Origin of the sequence: Desulfobulbus alkaliphilus, from assembly GCF_016918545.1 — a bacterium.
Lineage (GTDB): Bacteria > Desulfobacterota > Desulfobulbia > Desulfobulbales > Desulfobulbaceae > Desulfobulbus > Desulfobulbus alkaliphilus.
The window spans coordinates 80360-99145 of record NZ_JAFFQC010000003.1; the positions used below are offsets into that span (position 1 = coordinate 80360).

Sequence of the window (18786 nt, forward strand, 5' to 3'; positions counted from 1 at the left end):
ATTCAGGTCTCTCTTAGTCAGCGCCTGCCTCGACTGGTATCAAAATCTCATTCCGCCGCAAAAACCATGGGGTAAAAGGGGAATTGTAGCGTGCCCATACGGGCTCGCCCGCAACAGCAAGGTCCCTCTCCTTAATCCACGAAGCGAGTTCCATCTTGTATCGAAGATACTTTTTTTCGCTCCACAAACCGGAGTAGCGGACCGTGGCCATCCTTCGGGCCGGGACCTGCCGCAACACGACCCTGGGATCGTCCGGTACCGGCAGGGTTTCCAGAGTATACGAAGCCGGCATCATGAAACTGACAAGCCACTTTTCCTGGACACGCTGCTGGCCTACGGGAGCCGTCATCTTGATTTTCTCCCCCATTGGCTCCTGGGACACGGGGGCGGTCATGGCCAATTTGTCGCGCGACCGGTTTTCGCCGGAGATGTAGCCAAAGAGCCTGCTGAACGCCATGCTTCCAGCCTGTTCAAGATTTCCTTCCACCATGGTTTCGGCAAGGATATGGGGAGCATAATCGCGGATCTCGAACTTGCCCTCTCTTTCCAGCACAATGTATGCAGCCTCTTCGATCGCCATGGTCTCCATCGCTCCTATCATTATAACCGTTGCTGCAAGTAAGATTTGCATTGAACGTGTCATGTTTTCCTCCTCTCATGGCGTATAACTGGATCCGTGAGCGTTCATCCGTGCGTCAGCTTTTTTCGCCCAAACAACCTCGCTTGGATATTTCAGATGCCTGCAAGCAGGACAATGCCGTAGATAACCGGTGAAACGAGAATCAGCAAACCACCCAGGCACCCGGTTTTTCCTCCCGCCTTCCCCTCTTCTTTGCGCATCTCTTCAAACAGAATACAGTCCAGCGCTGGATCGTCATCAAGAAGGCCATGGAACTCCTCATCATCATCGCGCATTATTATGATCGCCTGTTTCAATGGTTTTCACAATCAAGATCTCCGCCAAATGTTGCCACTGTGCTGCCCTTTGCTCTTTTCCAGATTGGCGCCACCTCGCTTGCTCTCTGCACCGAGGGCGGCGGGAAAAGGCGTCTTGTCAATAATGGGGTTACGCTTATTACCTGAGCACAGCCGCCACCAATTCAGGCTTTAAATTGACAAGTTAGACGTACCCCTCTTATAGTCTTCTGGTGCATTCCTGGATCCGTGAACGTTCGTCCGTTCGTCAGCTTTCATTTCATACAACAAACCACCATCAAGGAGATACGTCATGACAAAAGCAGACGGCCCCAAAGGAGCTATACTCCAGCGCGACAAAAAAACCTATGCCATCGTACCGCGGATCCCTGCGGGCGTACTCAGCCTCGAACACCTGAAAGCACTCGCTGAGGTGGTGGAAAAATATGCTATTCCCATCGTTAAAATCACCTCCGGCCATCGGATCGCCCTGGTCGGCATGGCGAAAGAGCAGATCCTGCCTATCTACGAAGATCTCGGCATGAACGAAGGCAAGGCGGTCGAACTCTGCCTCCATTATGTCCAGGCCTGCCCCGGTACCGAAGTCTGCAAATTCGGCGTCCAGGACTCGCTTGGCTTCGGCATCCGCCTCGAAGAAATCTTTTCCCGCATTGAAATGCCGGCAAAATTCAAGGTTGGGGTTTCCGGCTGTCCATTCCTCTGCGCGGAAAGCCTGGTGCGTGATCTCGGACTGATCGGCAAAAAGAGCGGCTGGACCCTGGTCTTTGGCGGCAACTCCGGGCGCAGAGTACGCCAGGCTGACGTTTTAGCCGAGAACCTGGACGAGAACCAGGCAATCGCCTTGGCCAGAAAATGCATCGAGTATTATGTCGCCAATGCCAAACCCCGTGAACGGACCGGCGCCTTTGTCGACCGCATCGGTATCGAGGCTCTGAAAAAAGATGTCCTCTAGACGTTCGCTCAGCACAACGACAAAGATCAGGCGTAACCGGCCATGGGTGTTTGCAGCTCTACAGGGTATTAAAAAACCGGAAAGATAAGTCTACATCAGGGTAACACTTTTTTTCCTCAACAAGCAAGCAGGAGGGCTCATAGTATCAGGTAAACACCTGAATACGTGAGGGCTGGACGGTTGCTTTGGATATATCCAGCTGTAATCATATTAAAATTGCAGCAGAATCCTTAAAGCTAACCTTCACCAGCCCACCTTCGGGCGCCCGTCCACACACCATCTTCATTGTCCGTAACCGTCCGATAAATTCTCCATTAATCGAACGGTCACAGACAATAAAGCTGATGTACGGACGAAGGCTCACGGATCCAGGAAACATTCATATACGTACCGGTTACCTGGGCTGAAGATGATAATAGATGGAGCAAAGTCTGTGGCACGCAGCGTTTATGCCTTCAATGAATAATCTTGTCATCTTCTAGGCCTGACCCCCTTTGATTTGTACACTGGCATGCAGGATAATTATACGCTACAATAGATGTATATGTTCCCAAAAAACCCTACTGGCCATTCCCGCTCTGCTTTTTCTTTTTCCCCGGAGGTTCCATGAACAAACAGACAGAAACCTCAGCCAACAATCATGCCTATCAATCGATTTTCCAGGAAACCGGCGTCGAGGCTTTTAAAAAATGCATTCAGCATCATCTGGTCAGTTTCCAGGGTCGGGATCCAGACCGGGCCGGTGATCAGGATGTATACCGGGCGCTCTCCTACGCCCTGCGCGACGTGCTGATGGAAAAATGGATCAAGACCCAGAAGACCTTTTATGCCGAAAAAATGAAACGGGTCTATTACCTTTCCCTCGAATTTCTCGTCGGTCGTTCCCTGGGTAACGCCATCATCAATATGGGATTGATGGATGAGGTCACCCAGGCTCTGGAAGAGCTGGGGTATGATCTCGAGACCCTGCGGGAGTGCGAGGAGGATGCGGCCCTGGGCAATGGCGGTCTTGGTCGCCTGGCCTCCTGTTTCATGGACTCCATCGCCACCATGAAAATCCCGGCCTACGGATATGGCATCATGTATGACTATGGACTGTTCAACCAGAAAATCGTTGACGGATACCAGATGGAAACCCCGGACAGCTGGTTGCGGCTCGGCTCGCCGTGGATGTTCGAGCGGACCTCTTTCATGTATCCGGTCCATTTCTACGGCCATGTCACCACCTATACCGACGAGTTCGGCCGCTACCGGACCCGCTGGACGGATACGCAGATTGTCATGGCCATGGCCTGCGACATGCTCGTGCCGGGATTCAACAATGATCATGTGATCAACATGCGCCTGTGGCGGGCCAAGGCCTCCCGGGAACTGGATCTGCATTTTTTCAACGTCGGCGATTATGTCAATGCGGTGGAGAGCAAGGTGCGCTCCGAAACGATTTCCAAGGTCCTCTATCCCAGTGACGACATCAGTGAAGGCCAGGAGCTGCGCCTCAAGCAGCAGTATTTCTTCGTGGCCGCCACCTTCCAGGACATTCTCCGCCGGTACCGCAAAGAAAACGACACCTTTGACGATTTCCCCAATCAGGTGGCGGTGCAACTCAACGACACCCACCCGGCCATCGCTATTCCGGAACTGATGCGCCTGTTCCTTGACACCGAAGGCCTGACCTGGGAACAGTCCTGGGATATCTGTGTCAAGACCTTTGCCTACACCAACCATACCCTCATGCCCGAGGCCCTCGAGACCTGGCCGGTGGACATGCTCGGCACGGTCCTGCCCCGCCACCTGGAGATCATCTATGAAATCAACCGGCGCTTTCTGGAGGAGGTAGCCATGGCGTACCCGGGTAACACCCGGAAAATCCAAGAGATGTCACTGATCGAAGAAGGACCGATCCGCAGGATACGCATGGCCAATCTCGCCATTGTCGGCAGTCACTCGGTTAATGGGGTCGCCGCTCTTCACACCGAACTGGTGCGAACCCGTCTGTTCCACAACTTCCATGAAATGTTCCCGAACAAGATCAACTCCAAGACCAACGGGATCACACCGCGGCGGTGGTTATTGAAATGCAACCCCGGCCTGGCCGGATTGATCGGCGAAAAAATCGGGTACGACTGGGCCGTTGATCTCGATCGGCTCCGCGATCTTGAGTCGTGGAGTGAGGATACCGACTTTCACCAGCGCTGGCAGGAGGTGAAACTGGCCAACAAAAAAAGGTTGGCTTCGATCATAGAAACCACCTGCTGCTTCACCGTCCCTCCTGAGTCCCTCTTTGACATCCAGGTGAAACGAATCCACGAGTACAAGCGCCAGTTACTCAACGTCCTCCATGCCATTCATTTCTACCAGCGACTGATTACTCACCCCGAAATTTCGCTCACCCCCCGCACCGTTATTTTCGGGGGTAAGGCGGCACCATCCTACCATAAGGCCAAACTGATCATCAAACTGATCAACTCCGTTGGCGCGGTGGTCAACAACGACCCCCGGGTGGGTAATCGCCTCAAGGTGGTTTTCATCCCCAATTACTCCGTGTCCCTGGCGGAAAAAATCATTCCCGCAGCGGACCTCTCGGAACAGATTTCCACCGCCGGCACCGAGGCCTCGGGCACCGGCAACATGAAGTTCGCCCTCAATGGCGCCCTGACCATCGGCACACTGGATGGGGCCAATATTGAAATCCGTGAAGAGGTGGGAGAGGAGAACATCTTCATTTTCGGCATGAACGCCGAGGAAGCTGCCTACGAAAAAATGTGCAAGTCCCGCAAGCCGGTGGAAATTTACGAGCAGAACCCGGAGGTCCGGGCCATCATCGACGCTATAAGCGGCGGCGCTTTCAGCAACGGCAACACCGAACTCTTCCGTCCGCTGGTCAACGATCTGCTCAGCGAAAACGATCCTTATCTGTTAATGCTGGACCTCGAGTCCTACCTGCAATGCCAGCAGCAGGTCGGTGAAGTCTATACCGACCAGTTCACCTGGGTGAAGCGGTCAATTCTCAATGTGGCCCGCATGGGAAAATTTTCCAGCGACCGGACCATCAGGGAATATGCTGAGGAAATCTGGGGTGTGCAAGTCGGTACATGACAAGGAAAAAGGGACAGGGGAGATAATTCATCCCTGTCCCTGCCTGTACTTCGACAGTATTCGGCTGCTCGCCACCGGGAGAATCGGCCCAGCGGATATCAGCCAGGGTCCATTGAGAACCGGCTATTTTCTTCGAATAAAACTGTTGCTGTAATGCTTGAGTTCAGCAATGGATTCGCGGATATCCTCCAACGCCAGATGGTGACACTCCTTGTTGAAATTGGCCAGGTCCGGTGCCCATCGCAGCGCCAGCTCCTTGAGCGTACTGACATCGATGTTGCGATAATGAAAAAAAATCTCCAATTCGGGCATATAGCGGGCAAGAAAACGACGATCGTGCCAGACCGAATTACCGCACATCGGTGACACCCGATCCCGTGCCCATTGCCGGACAAAGGCCAGCGTTTCCATTTCAGCCTGCGGGCAGGAATAGGTGCTCTGTCGCACCCGGTCGAGCAACCCCGAGTGCCGGTGGTGATCCCTGTTCCATTTATCCATTCGGGCGAGGACCTCTTCCGGCTGTTGGATGGCGATAACCGGGCCATCGGCCAGAATGTCCAGTTCGGAATTGGTGATAACCGTGGCCACCTCAAGAATTCTGTCGGTGAAGGGATTGAGCCCGGTCATTTCCAGATCGATCCACACCAGATTATCATCATCTACCATCGACACCCATTCCTCTCTACTCATTCACACCCGTCCCTGCGGCTGCTTTTTCTTTAATTCAGTTGACACCCACCCGAATCCCTGAGAGCTGAACTCCTGCTTGAATTTTATGTTGCTATGATCAGGGTATAATTGCAGCTGAATCTTGGATCATGATTTTACCCGCCAGCCTTCGAGGCGTCCGTCCGCACACTCACGGATCCACAACCTGTTTTGGGTACTCGCTTTACTCGACCCTGCCGGCACTGCCCAGCACCGCTGTGTTTTTATGGACCACCAATTCAATCAGTTCCTCCCGGGCCTGCCCCAGGTATTTCCGCGGATCGAATTCCCCCGGCTGCTCGGCAAAAACCCGGCGGATAATGGCAGTCATGGCCAGACGTCCGTCGCTGTCGATGTTGACTTTACAGACCGCCGAAGCTGCGGCCCGGCGTAACTGTTCCTCGGGAATACCAGCGGTATTATCCATCTGCCCCCCGTAGCGGTTGATCATTTCCACATGTTCCCTGGTAACGGAGGATGCTCCGTGGAGGACAATCGGAAAACCAGGGACCCTTTGCTCGATCTCCTCGAGAATGTCGAAACGAAGCGGTGGAGGCTCCTCACCGGGCTGCAGTTTGAATTTATAGGCCCCATGCGAGGTGCCGATGGAGATCGCCAGACTGTCGACCCCGGTCTGCTCGAGAAAACGCTCCACCTCTTCCGGCCGGGTATAGGTGGAATGCTGGGCGCTGACCTCATCCTCAATACCGGCGAGAATTCCGAGTTCAGCTTCCACGGTGACATCACGATCATGAGCATAGGCCACTACCTGCCGGGTCAGGGCTACATTGTCTGCAAACGAGTGGTGGGAGGCATCAATCATCACCGAGGAAAACCCGGAATCAATGCATTCTTTGGCCAATTCAAAACTGGAGCCGTGGTCAAGATGCAGGGCGACAGGGATGGCCGAACCATTATCCCGGGCCAGATCCACCGCTGCTTGGGCCATATGGGGCAGAAAAGAAGGCCCGATATATTTGCGGGCACTGCCCGAGACCTGGAGGATAACCGGGGAAGCAGAGCGGGCGCAACCAAGGATTATGGCCTGCAATTGTTCCATATTGTTAAAGTTGTAGGCAGGAACGGCATAACGCCCTTCCATGGCCAGCTGCAGCATGGCCCGGGTATTGACCAGGCCGAGTTGGGAAAATTGATATTTTTTCATAGAAATCATCCAGGGGAAAGTATCGAATCTGTCGGTGTCCAATGGTCTTGACACAAGCATACCGAACCGACAGCCTTTCGGCCACACCCATCGTATCCGGAGACCGGGCTCAGCCGCCTCCGGACCACGTTGAAGCACTGTTCAACCACGTTGCCGACAGGTCTCTTCTTCCAGCGCAATTCGTCTACACGATACACCAAATCGTGGAATTGGTTGACCAAAATATGTACATTATCGACCAAAGCCTTCAGAAAAACTCTTTTTCATACAGCCGACATTGTCTCGACCAGCGCCCTGTTCCGTGATAGTCGCCATGCAGCGGGCGGACATGATTGCCAGTCGTCCCAGGCACCTGTCGTCCTTGGTCCGCAATGGACCCTTGTATCCGAGGGGCAAAAAAACATGGACCTGACCCCAGGATGGAGACAGCTTTCTTGTTTACCGACCATCAAGGTCATGGTAACCAATACCTGGATCCGAATGGAAAATAACGAGCACCCGGCAAGCGCCTCGACAGTTTTCACCTCTTCATCCATGGAAGCCCTCCAGTGACGAACACAACAACAGACAACTATGATGTGATCATTGTCGGTGGCGGCCCGGCTGGTCTGTTCGCCGCTCATTACCTCAGCGAACATTCACCATTACGGATTCTACTGATCGAACAAGGCAAAACACCCCTCAAGCGCGCCTGCCCCATGGGGGAAAAAGGCTGCATCCGCTGCCGTCCCTGCAACATCCTCTGCGGCATCGGTGGTGCCGGCCTCTTTTCCGACGGAAAACTCAACTTCATCCCCAAACTCGGCAAAACCGACCTGACACAGTTTCTCACGTTCAACGAGGCCGACAAATTGATCGATGAAACCGAGGCTATTTTCAATCGTTTTGGCATGGACGGGCAAGTCTACCCCACGGATATGGAAACCGCTCGCTCCATTCGCAAAGAGGCCCGGAAAAACGGTATCGATCTGCTGCTCATCAAACAGAAACACCTGGGCAGCGATAATCTCCCCCGCCACATTGACGCCATGGCCCGGCGCATTGTCGATCAGGGCGTGACCGTGCATCACTCGGAAATGGTTCGGGATATCTTGGTGGAAAACGGTGCGGTGACCGGTGTACTCACCAACCGGTGTTCCTATGCCGCCCCCTATGTCATCCTGGCCCCCGGAAGAGTCGGAGCGGAGTGGGTGGCGGGCATCGCAACCCGCAACGGTCTTGACATCTCCCAGCGCGGCATTGAGGTCGGGGTTCGGGTAGAAGTGCATAACGAGATTATGCAGGATCTCTGTTCGATCATCTATGACCCGACATTTTTCATTCGCACCTCCAGGTACGATGACCAGACCCGTACCTTCTGTACCAACTTCGGCGGCTATGTCGCCCTGGAAAATTATCAGCATTTTGTCTGTGTCAACGGCCATGCGCTCATGGACCGGAAGTCAGCCAATACCAACTTTGCCTTTCTCTCCAAAGTGGTGCTGACCGATCCGGTGGAGGACAATCAGGCCTATGGCGAATCCATCGGCAAACTCGCCACCCTCATCGGGGGCGGCCGCCCTATCCTGCAGCGCTACGGCGATCTTAGAAGAGGCCGCCGTTCGACCTGGAACCGAATCCGCAACAGCTACATCGAACCGACCATGACAGATGTGGTGTGCGGTGATATCGCCATGGCCTTGCCGGAACGTATCCTCACCAACCTGGTGGACGGCCTGGAAAAACTGAACAGGATCATCCCCGGTGTCGCCAACGATGAAACACTGCTCTATGCCCCGGAGATCAAATTCTTCGCGACCCAGGTCGCCACCAATGCCCACCTGGAGACGGCCGTCCAAGGACTGTTCGTCGCTGGCGATGGCCCCGGTGTCGCCGGCAATATCGTCTCCGCCGCAGCCACCGCCCTGATCTCCGCCAAGGAGATTGTCAACAGAACCCGTTCACAGGATATGCCATGCGTGGAAGAGCCATCCAAACCAACAAGGCGCCCGGGGCCATAGGGCCCTATTCTCAGGCGATTGCCATTGACGCCCTTTTGTTCACCTCCGGAACCCTGCCCGTGGATCCGGCAACCGGAACAATCCCCACGGGCGACATCGAAGATCATGCCCATCTGGTGTTTCGCAACCTCGCCGCCCTGGCCGAAGCAGCCGGAACCAGCCTGGATGCGGCCATCAAAGTGACGATTTTTCTCACTAATCTAGTTGACTTCCCACGGATCAACACAGTGTACTCCCAGTACTTCTCCACCCCTTATCCGGCCCGAAGCACTGTCCAGGTAGTGGCGCTGCCCTTGAACGCCACCATTGAAGTGGAGGCCATTCTGGCGTTGTGAGCCTGTTCTCATACCATGAATCCATGACGGATGGACGCTTGCATTGAATATATCCTGCTGTAATCATATTATAATTGCAGTGGCATTCTTGACAATAACCTTCACCAGCCGCCCTTCGTGGCGTCCGTCCGCATGGTCCTGCTGATCCGGGAGATCTCTGCATCCGTATTCCCTGTCCAACTCCAATGAACGGACGGAGCAACCCCCTGTCTCTCCTTGCAAATAGCCGTTTTACGTTGGCAACCAGAACATAAAAAAGGTTTGACAGTGGCTCTGTTTTGCAATAGATAGTACAAACTTGCTATCAGTCGCCTAAATCGGTGACGGCTCAACGCTTATTTTGGGCATATCTAACTGTAATAATATTATAATTGCAGTGAAATCGTTGATGATGGCCTTCACCAACCGCTCATGGATCCAGGAGTCTGATTTCTTCAATAATACCGGATTATAGTTGCACCGGTGAGGCAAAGAGGTGTGCCGGTCAGTTGTTCCTTGCACCTGCGTGCAGACGGGTCAGGAAGTTCGTTTTGCCGCGAACATTATCCTGTCCCTTTTTTTTAGGTGGAACGGTAGCACTCTGACTCTGGCACACTCCTTCATCACCCATTCTACCCAAGGAGAAAACGGTGGAGTATTCATCTCTAGAATTGACCAGTTCCGAGGGCGTTGCCACCCTGACCTTCAATCGCCCCAAGGCCCTCAATGCGCTCAACAGCGTGCTGCTTAATGAACTTGACCACGCCCTGGACAGCATCGCCAGCGACGAAAGTATCAGCGTCCTGATCCTCACAGGAGCAGGTGAAAAAGCCTTCATAGCCGGCGCCGACATCACTGAAATCGCCACCCTCACTCCGCTGGCTGCAAAGAAATTTGCCCAGTCCGGTCAGGCCGTCATCAGCAAACTGCAGGCCCTGCCCATACCGGTCATCGCCATGGTACATGGCTACGCTCTTGGCGGTGGATGCGAAATGGCCCTTGCCTGCGACTTTATCTATGCGTCGGAAAAAACGGTTTTTGGCCTCCCGGAAATAAACCTCGGCATCATTCCCGGTTTTGGCGGAACCCAACGGCTTGCGCGTCTGGTCGGTTCAGGTCTCGCCAAGGAAATGATCTTCACCGGTCGCCACATCACCGCTGCTGAAGCTGCAAATATCGGCCTGGTCAACAAGGTTTTGCCACCCGAGGAATTACGCACCGGTGTGGAGGAGGTTGCTCGCCTGATCAGTACCAAGGGAAAAGCATCGCTCTGTGCTGCTAAACAGGCCGTGAACCAGGGGCTGAACACGGACCTGACCACAGGGCTCGCCCTGGAACGTGATGCCTTCGCCCTGTGCCTTGCCAGTCCCGATGCGCAGGAAGGGACCACCGCCTTTCTTGAAAAGCGAAAACCGGTCTTCAAGGGTCCTCTGCACAGGTAAAAGCCTTTGCTGAACCAGCAAGCGAGGTTAAACAATAACCGAAACACCTCGCCGACTAAAGCGCAACATACCAGATGCGACCCAGGCAAGCACAGGCACCCCATCTCAGCCCGGATGCGGCTTGCCGCACAAAAAGGCTATGGAGGACAGCCGCATCCGCACAAATCCGGGGCACCCGTGACCGTGTAATACGACAGAAACATGATGGTGATCGGTTAAATGCGACGACATGGTAGGCCCCCGCGGCATTCATTGCTTTGACAGCAGGCGGGATCCGCCGACCAGATCAATATTGAATACGTTCAGGAGTGGACAAATGAAAGGACAGACATTCGGTGTCATTGGTGCCGGCCAGATGGGGAGTGGTATCGCTCAAGTTGCCGCGGCCAGCGGGTTGGCCGTTATCATCAACGATATTAAACAAGAGTTCGTCGACCGTGGCCTGGCCACCATCACCAGAAACCTGCAACGTGCCGTGGACAAGGGCAAGCTGAGCGCCGAAGACAAAGAGGCGATTCTTGCCCGGATAACGACCAGCACCACACTGACGGACATGGCCGCGGCCGATTTCGTGGTCGAAGCCGCCTCTGAAAACGAAAGTATTAAATTCAAACTGTTCCAGGATCTCGACGAAATCTGCGCCCCACATGTCATTCTTGCATCCAATACCTCTTCCATCCCCATCGGTCGCATCGCCGCTCATACCAGACGACCGGAGAAAGTGATCGGCATGCATTTCATGAATCCGGTTCCAGTGATGCAGTTGGTGGAAGTCATTTGTGGCCTGGCAACGGCTCCCGAAACCCTGGAAACCACCATCGCTCTGACACAGCAGATGGGTAAGACCCCGGCCCGTGCCAATGACTACCCTGGTTTCATCGCCAACCGGATTCTGCTGCCCATGATCAATGAAGCGATCTTCTGTCTGTACCACGGTGTCGGTGAGCGAGAAGATATTGATACGGTCATGAAACTGGGCATGAATCATCCCATGGGACCGCTGGCCCTGGCAGACCTCATCGGTCTCGATACCTGCCTGGCGATCATGAACACACTTCATCAGGGTCTCGGCGATCCGAAATACCGCCCCTGTCCGCTGCTTCGCCAGTATGTGGAAGCCGGCTGGCTGGGACGCAAATCCGGTCGGGGCTTTTATACGTACGCATAGTTGCCTGTACCGGACCAGCACCTGGTTTGACCGACCAGGCACACACCACAATGGAGAAGAAGGTGATGAGTGACACGGCTTTTCAAGATCATTATCCTGATGATTATGCACATTGTTATGGCTGTGGCCGTCTTAACCCCGAAGGGCACCATCTGAAAAGTTATTGGGATGGTGAAGAGACGGTCTGCCGATATACCCCCGACCCCAAATACACCGGAGGATTTACCGGATTTCTTTATGGCGGCATCCTCGCTTCCCTCATGGATTGTCATGGCGCGGGAACTGCCGCGGCAGCCAAAGCCAGGGAAGACGGCAAGCCCATTTCCCGCTTTGTCACTGCTTCACTCAAGGTCGATTTTCTTGCGCCGACCCCAGTCAACACCGAACTGGAAGTCCGTGGCAAAGTCAAGGAAATCAAGGGGAGGAAGGTTATCGTCGACCTGTCGGTCTCCGCGGCCGGAACTACCTGCGCCACCGGCACAGTGGTGATGGTGCAGATTCGAGACCAGCAATGAGACACTCACTTCAACCAACCGTTACACCAAACGGAACATGACCCGTATCGAGATACCCTTTTTTCCGATAACATCGGCGCCGGTCGGGCAAGGACCTTCGCTGAAAGAAAACCTTACTGTGGGAGAACAACACATGAATTTCGAATTGACCGAAGAGCAGAACCTCATTCGTGAGATGGTCAGAAGTTTTGCTGAAACCGAAGTAGCTCCGTCCGCGGCCAGCCGTGACGAGGAAGAATTGTTCGACCGGGCCCTGATGTATGACCGGCTCGGAGAACTGGGTCTGACCGGCATCGTTTTTCCAGAGGAATACGGAGGCGCTGGTGCCGATTATATCAGCTACGCCATTGCTGTCGAAGAACTGTCCAGGGTCTGCGGTTCCACCGGCGTGACCCTTTCCGCCCATCTCTCCCTCTGTGCCAATCCGATCTTCATGTTCGGCACCGAGGAGCAGAAGCAGACATTTCTCAAGCCCCTGGCAACCGGTGAAAAACTGGGCGGCTTCGGCCTCACTGAGCCTTCAGCCGGTTCCGATGCCGGTGGGACCAAGACCACCGCCACCCGGGACGGAGATGACTGGATCCTCAACGGATCCAAGATCTTCATCACCAATGGCGGCGATGCGGAAACCTATGTAGTCCTTGCCCGTAGCGACAAGAGCGCGGAAAAACACCGCGGCATCAGCGCTTATATCGTCGAGAAGGGAACCCCCGGTTTTTCCTTTGGTAAAAAAGAAAAGAAAATGGGCATCAGATCCTCGCCTACCATGGAACTGGTGTTTGAAAACTGCCGTATTCCGGGTGCCAACCTGCTGGGCCAGGAAGGACAAGGGTTCAAAGTCGCCATGAAAACCCTGGATGGCGGCCGTATCGGCATTGCCGCCCAGGCCCTCGGGATTGCCCAGGGGGCACTTGACGCCACCATTGCCTACACCAAGGAACGTGAACAGTTCAATCAACCTGTTGCCTCATTCCAGGGGGTGCATTTTCAGCTGGCTGACATGGCCACTCAGATCGAAGCGTCCCGGCTGCTGATCTACAACGCCGCGTACCGGGCAAGTGCCGGACTTTCCTATTCCCATGAAGCAGCCATGGCCAAGCTGTATGCCAGCGAAACCGCCATGCGGGTCACCACTCAGGCGGTGCAACTCCACGGAGGATATGGCTACACCCGTGAATTTCCGGTTGAACGTATGATGCGTGACGCCAAAATCACCGAAATCTATGAAGGAACCAGCGAGATTCATCGACTTGTCATCGGCACCGCTTTGATCCGCTGAGAGGCCACGGGCTGCAACCTGACACCGGCCTGGCTGCAACAACCCCAGGATCGTTTCTATGACTTGACAAGCACACAAAGAGAGGCGGGCTGCCCCTGCCCACCTCTCTTTGTGTCCGCATCTACATTTTTTTGGAATTGGAGGTATGGATGGAGTTTACCCGTGAAATTTACTGGAATGTCGGTCAAGGGTTCACCACCCTTGGCCCCATGTATTTCCTGGTCCTGGTAACTTTGTCCGTGTTCGTCTACGGCTTCATTCGACGGTGGCGGGTCTACCGACTCGGCCAGCCCCTTAACCGTACAGACCATCGCGGTGCACGCCTCAAAAGCATGCTCAGCCATGTCCTGTTGCAGACCAAGGTTCTCCGAGTTCAGGGCCCCGGCACAATGCACGCTCTGTTCTTCTGGAGTTTTTTCATTCTCTTCCTCGGCACCATTCTCATTGTCCTCCAGGCCGACTTCACCGATCTTTTTTTTGATGTCGTCTTCCTCAAGGGAAATTTTTACAAATTCTTTTCCCTGACTCTGGATCTGGCCGGGCTGGTGGCCCTGTGCATGGTTGCGGGCCTGATGATCCGACGCTATCTGCTCCGACCGCCCGGACTGATCACCGGCCGCGATGATCTCATCATGCACCTGTTGCTGCTGACCATTCTCATTACCGGTTTTCTGATCGAAGGGGCCCGGATGGCAGTGACGGAACTCGGAACACCGTTGGCGATCTGGTCACCGGTCGGCCTTGTGGTTGCCAAGGCGCTCAGTGGTCTTGGCGAGGAAGCGCTGCGCACCCTGCATGTCCTGATCTGGTGGCTTCATCTTGTCCTGGCCCTGGTTTTTATCGCTCTTATTCCTTTCACCAAGTTGCGCCACATCTTCACCACCAGTGCCAACTCTTTTTTTGCCGATCGCGGTCCCACCGGCAAGTTGACCTCCATCAATCTCGAAGATGAAACCACGGAAAAGTTCGGGGCCAATGAACTGGATGATCTCCGCTGGAAGGATATTTTCGACGCCGATGCCTGTACCCTGTGCAAACGCTGCCAGGATCGTTGTCCTGCCTATGCAACCGGTAAACCGCTTTCACCGATGCAGCTGGTCACGCAGATCGGTGCAACCGCCTTCAGCAATCCCGGAGCCAATCTCATCGATGTCACCAGTCGCGACGTACTCTGGGCCTGCACCACCTGCCGGGCCTGTGAGGATATCTGTCCCGCCTCCATTGAGCACGTTGATAAAATCATCGCCATGCGCCGTAACCTGGTTCTCATGGAGGGTGAATTTCCCGGCGAGGAAGTGATGACTGCCATGGAGCAGACCGAGGTGAACGGCAACCCCCTGGGCATGGGGTATGCCTCCCGGGGTGATTGGGCCGAGTCCCTGGGTGTTAAAACCCTGGCCGAAGACAGTGCCGTCGATATTCTCTATTTTGTCGGCTGTTACGCTTCCTTTGACAAACGCAACATCGCCGTGGCCAGAAGCTTTATTGCCCTATGCCAGGCTGCCGGTCTCCGAGTCGGTATTCTTGGAAAAGAAGAAAAATGCTGTGGCGAACCGATGCGGAAGATGGGCAACGAATACCTGTACCAGACCCTGGCCATGGATATGATCGAGACCATCAAAGGCTATGGTGTCAGTCAAATCGTCACCACCTGTCCCCATTGTTTCAACACGCTGAACAAAGATTACCGCGATTTCGATTTCGATATCAAGGTTGAGCATCATACCGTGTTTCTCGATCGACTCATCAAGGATGGGACCCTGCGCATCAATCGGGACGTCTTCTCCTGCACCTACCATGATTCCTGCTACCTGGGTCGCCACAATGAGATATACGAGGCACCCAGAAACCTGATCCAGACCGCGGGAGGCCGCCTCACGGAAATGGAGAAAAATCGTGACCAGGGCTTTTGCTGCAGTGCCGGAGGAGGGCGGATCATGGCGGAGGAAAACATCGGTGAGCGGATCAATGTCAAACGGGTTCAAATGGCCGGGGCCACCGGGGCGCCGCAACTGCTTGCCAACTGCCCCTTCTGCCTGACCATGTTCGAAGACGGGGTCAAAGGTGCGGAGATTGAAGAGTCCCTGCGCCCCAGAGACATTGCCGAAGTGTTGGCCGAACGACTCGTTGTCCAGGATACGCCAGGATCGTGAAATCCGGCCCACGCGTTTCGGTATCGGCCACGCTCCGGTCTCCTCAGGCCTGGTGTGGCGGGCCGGCTTTTACCCTTGGAATTCTCAACCAACCTTGAGCTGAACCATCATGGTACAGCCATATTTCACTTCAACAGACAGAAACCGTTACTCAATCATCACCACGCCTGAAGCTGGAGGGGCAAGATGAACATACTGATTTGCATCAAACAGGTTCCGGATATGGAATCAAAATTCAAGGTCAATGCCCAGGGCAACTGGTACGATCGGGCTGATCTTGCCTGGCGGATGAATGAATACGATGAATACGCCGTGGAACAGGCCGTCCGTTTGAAGGAACAGGTGGGCGAAGCCGACCTGACCGTTCTCTGCGTTGGCCCCGATCAGGTCAAGGAAACCATGAAAAAGGCCTTGGCCATGGGTTGCGACCGCGGTGTCCACATCGCAGACAATGATTCCTGCATGCGTGAACCCTTTGCGATTGCCACCATGATCGCCGATTTCGCCCGCGACAAGCAGTTCGATATCATTTTCACCGGAATGCAGTCCCAGGATCGCGGCAGCGCCCAGGTGGGCGTCATGATCGCCGAACTGCTGAACATCAGCGCTGTGACCACCATTGTCGAATTTGCCTATGACAATGGCACCATCAGTGTCAAACGTGAACTGGAAGGAGGCAGCAAGGCTCTGGTCACCGTCACCGCTCCCGTGGTGCTCACCTGCCAGCTTGGCCTCAACACCCCACGCTACCCGACCCTGCCCAATATCATGAAGGCAAAGAAAAAGGAAATGCTGACCATTGCCGCCGCCACCGACGAGCAAGGCAGACAGGAGACCGCTGCTTTCTACTTTCCGCAAAGAAAGGGTGGTGGACTTGTTCTGGAAGGCGATCCTCCGGAGTTGGCCGACAAACTCATTCAACTGCTCAAAGAAAAGACCGGCGCACTGGCCTAGGAGACGCGACCATGAAGACCTTACTTGTTGCAGAATTCCGGGAGGGAAAACTGCGTGTTGAATATTCTCAACTGATCGCCTTTGCCCAGGAACTCGGTGCGGAAAGTGCCATGTTTCTTGTCGGCAGCCCTGATGAACTGCCACGGTTTGACGGCACCCTCTACCTGGCGGATGTCAACTCCTACGGCGAATACAATCCCGCGGTCCACAAGCAACTGCTGCTCGATGTCATTGCCAAGGAACAACCTGAAACCATTGTTTTTCACCACTCCTCTTATGGGTGGGATCTGGCCCCGCGGATAGCCATAGCCCTCAAGGCGGCGCAGATTTCCGAGGTCGTAGCCATCGAGGACGGCAAACCGGTTGTTCCGGTCTGTAACGCCAAGCTACGGCGGACGATCACATCGAGGACACCGCAGACAGTCCTGACGCTGCAGGCCGGAGCCTTTGGCATGGATGAGGAACCATCCGGCACCCCTTCTGTGGTCCAGATCGATACAGATACCACCGGCACGGTTCTCTGCAGCGGCTATGAGGCAGCCAAGACCGAGGGAGTCGACCTGAGCAAAACAGAGGTTATTGTCAGCGCCGGTCGAGGACTAGGCAAACCGGAGAACATCGCCATGGTACACGCGTTGGCCAAAGTACTGAGGGGCGAATACGGAGCCAGCCGGCCGGTGGTGGACGCCGGCTGGGTCGAGCACAACCGGCAGATCGGCACCACCGGAAACACGGTCACTCCGAGACTGTATATCGCCTGCGGCATCTCCGGGGCGATCCAGCATCTGGCCGGAATGAAGAAGTCTGATTTCATCGTCGCCATCAACACCGATAAAGACGCCCCCATTGGCGAAGTTGCCGATGTGTTCGTGGTGGCCGACGTCAAACAGTTTCTTCCGGTACTCACGGAAAAACTGCAGAACCTGTAAAAAAAAGCGAGGGTTGCGCTTCACGATATAAGCGCAGCCCCCGAGGGTGAAAAAACACTATATCCTGGATCCGTGAGCGGTCGCCCGTGCGTCACGGATTCAGGTATATAGAATATGGTATGGGAGATCGGTTCTCAGTCTTCTTCGACCACCTCAATCCCCTCCAGTTTCCAGTCTTCTGTTCCCACCGGACGGGCCCAAGTCCATTTCTCGGCAAATTTCACCGGTTCGTTCATACTGCCCTCAAGCAATTCCCCCGTCTTTTCATCCACCGTGTATTGAAGCAGGTTGGCGGTAAACAGGACAGTGACGAAATCTTCACCGTTGTCACTGCCTGCTGCAACTATTTCTAGACGGCGCACCGCAATACTTTCCAGTTTATTCAGCCGCCCCTGTTCCTTCAATTCCTTGAAATGTTCCTCATACTCGGCTGCCAGTTGGGTACCGAGCAGGTGGCCATGGGCCGAAAGGTCGCGTCGTGTCCAACCCGCCTGAATCTTGAAAAAGACATCCGAGGCGATTTCGAGAAAATACTTCTCGTCAAACCCTGGATCCGTGGCACGGATCTCCGCCAGCCCGGCGGCAACGGGATCGGTCTCGAGACCGGAAATAACCGGAGGAGGCGAGGAGTCAGTGCTGGAACCAAATCCGCCGAATGCCCCCTGGAATCTGTTGCCATCTGTTGCCTGTCCACCGGCGGAGGTGGCTGCGACCGGTCGGTTCTTGAAGCGCCGATAAAGGAAATAACCAACACCTCCAAGGAGCAACAGCGGCAAAATTCCCATGCCGGTGCCACCGGCACCGAAAAGACTGCCCAGCAGTAAACCACCGATGGCGCCACCGATCAGGCCACCCATCAAGCCGCGTCCCATGCCTCCGGCTGCTGCCTGCTGTTGCTGCTGCGGCTGCTGTCGGGTTGCCTGCGTTGGAGCCGCCTGCTGTTGTGCCGGTCGGGTAGCAGGACTGCTGAAAGATCGGCCGCCGGATCTGGAACGGGCATCGCAATACTCAGTCAAAATGCCGGCCTCAATAAAGGCCAAAGTGAAAAAAGCCAACAAAAAAGGGGTACATCGTGTCAATAAAGCAAGCATAATCAGTTTTCCGTCGCTACATTGTTTGGGAGTGACAACGATCCGCTTCCTGCAGTCCGCGGATCCGGCGAAACTCCAGTTGAA

17 protein-coding genes are annotated in these 18786 nt (G+C 54.7%); 12 read left to right on the top strand and 5 right to left on the bottom strand.

Features of this window, described 5'->3' with window-relative positions; all coding sequences use genetic code 11:
- Positions 1–13: 13 nt before the first annotated feature.
- A complete protein-coding gene (locus tag JWG43_RS02530; protein ID WP_240193330.1) occupies positions 14–580 on the bottom strand; it encodes an SOUL family heme-binding protein in 567 nt (188 codons plus the stop codon).
- Between the two features lie 152 nt (positions 581–732).
- Positions 733–915, bottom strand: a complete 183-nt coding sequence (locus tag JWG43_RS02535) for a hypothetical protein (RefSeq protein ID WP_205241239.1) — start codon at positions 913–915, stop codon at positions 733–735.
- A 313-nt stretch (positions 916–1228) separates the two neighbouring features.
- On the opposite strand from JWG43_RS02535, the gene JWG43_RS02540 reads away from it, so the two are divergent.
- Both JWG43_RS02540 and JWG43_RS02545 read left to right on the top strand, forming a co-directional pair.
- Positions 1229–1888, top strand: a complete 660-nt coding sequence (locus JWG43_RS02540) for a ferredoxin-like domain-containing protein (protein ID WP_205241240.1) — start codon at positions 1229–1231, stop codon at positions 1886–1888.
- A 606-nt stretch (positions 1889–2494) separates the two neighbouring features.
- A complete protein-coding gene (locus JWG43_RS02545) occupies positions 2495–4984 on the top strand; it encodes a glycogen/starch/alpha-glucan phosphorylase (protein WP_205241241.1) in 2490 nt (829 codons plus the stop codon).
- Between the two features lie 123 nt (positions 4985–5107).
- Here JWG43_RS02545 and orn read toward each other — a convergent pair whose 3' ends face one another.
- The gene (gene orn / locus JWG43_RS02550) at positions 5108–5650 is read right to left on the bottom strand and encodes an oligoribonuclease (RefSeq protein WP_205241242.1); all 543 of its coding nucleotides are present in this window, start codon (positions 5648–5650) and stop codon (positions 5108–5110) included.
- A 226-nt stretch (positions 5651–5876) separates the two neighbouring features.
- The gene (locus JWG43_RS02555; RefSeq protein ID WP_205241243.1) at positions 5877–6857 is read right to left on the bottom strand and encodes a class II fructose-bisphosphate aldolase; all 981 of its coding nucleotides are present in this window, start codon (positions 6855–6857) and stop codon (positions 5877–5879) included.
- Between the two features lie 213 nt (positions 6858–7070).
- Between JWG43_RS02555 and JWG43_RS02560 the strand changes: the two genes are divergently transcribed.
- The 10 genes from JWG43_RS02560 (at position 7071) to JWG43_RS02605 (ending at position 17611) form a co-directional block, all read left to right on the top strand.
- Positions 7071–7409, top strand: a complete 339-nt coding sequence (locus JWG43_RS02560; RefSeq protein ID WP_205241244.1) for a hypothetical protein — start codon at positions 7071–7073, stop codon at positions 7407–7409.
- Entirely contained in the window at positions 7406–8857 is a 1452-nt protein-coding gene (locus JWG43_RS02565; RefSeq protein ID WP_205241245.1) for an FAD-dependent oxidoreductase, read from the top strand. Before JWG43_RS02560 ends, JWG43_RS02565 begins: the two co-directional genes overlap by 4 nt.
- Positions 8812–9192: a RidA family protein gene (locus JWG43_RS02570; protein WP_205241246.1), complete on the top strand. Its 381-nt coding sequence runs from the start codon at positions 8812–8814 to the stop codon at positions 9190–9192. Before JWG43_RS02565 ends, JWG43_RS02570 begins: the two co-directional genes overlap by 46 nt.
- Before the next feature lie 629 nt (positions 9193–9821).
- Positions 9822–10613 carry an enoyl-CoA hydratase-related protein gene (locus tag JWG43_RS02575; RefSeq protein WP_205241247.1) on the top strand — a complete coding sequence of 264 codons (792 nt, stop codon included), beginning with the start codon at positions 9822–9824 and terminating at the stop codon, positions 10611–10613.
- Between the two features lie 316 nt (positions 10614–10929).
- Positions 10930–11781: a 3-hydroxybutyryl-CoA dehydrogenase gene (locus JWG43_RS02580; protein ID WP_205241248.1), complete on the top strand. Its 852-nt coding sequence runs from the start codon at positions 10930–10932 to the stop codon at positions 11779–11781.
- Positions 11782–11846: 65 nt separating this feature from the next.
- On the top strand, positions 11847–12296 hold the full coding sequence (locus JWG43_RS02585; RefSeq protein ID WP_205241249.1) for a PaaI family thioesterase: 450 nt from the start codon (positions 11847–11849) through the stop codon (positions 12294–12296).
- 133 nt (positions 12297–12429) lie between these two features.
- A complete protein-coding gene (locus JWG43_RS02590) occupies positions 12430–13575 on the top strand; it encodes an acyl-CoA dehydrogenase (RefSeq protein ID WP_205241250.1) in 1146 nt (381 codons plus the stop codon).
- Positions 13576–13724: 149 nt separating this feature from the next.
- On the top strand, positions 13725–15728 hold the full coding sequence (locus JWG43_RS02595; protein ID WP_205241251.1) for a heterodisulfide reductase-related iron-sulfur binding cluster: 2004 nt from the start codon (positions 13725–13727) through the stop codon (positions 15726–15728).
- Between the two features lie 186 nt (positions 15729–15914).
- A complete protein-coding gene (locus JWG43_RS02600; protein WP_205241252.1) occupies positions 15915–16682 on the top strand; it encodes an electron transfer flavoprotein subunit beta/FixA family protein in 768 nt (255 codons plus the stop codon).
- Positions 16683–16693: 11 nt separating this feature from the next.
- Complete coding sequence (locus tag JWG43_RS02605; RefSeq protein ID WP_205241253.1) at positions 16694–17611, top strand: electron transfer flavoprotein subunit alpha/FixB family protein; 918 nt, start codon at positions 16694–16696, stop codon at positions 17609–17611.
- A 134-nt stretch (positions 17612–17745) separates the two neighbouring features.
- Here JWG43_RS02605 and JWG43_RS02610 read toward each other — a convergent pair whose 3' ends face one another.
- The gene (locus JWG43_RS02610; RefSeq protein ID WP_205241254.1) at positions 17746–18702 is read right to left on the bottom strand and encodes a Tim44 domain-containing protein; all 957 of its coding nucleotides are present in this window, start codon (positions 18700–18702) and stop codon (positions 17746–17748) included.
- Between the last annotated feature and the right edge of the window lie 84 nt (positions 18703–18786).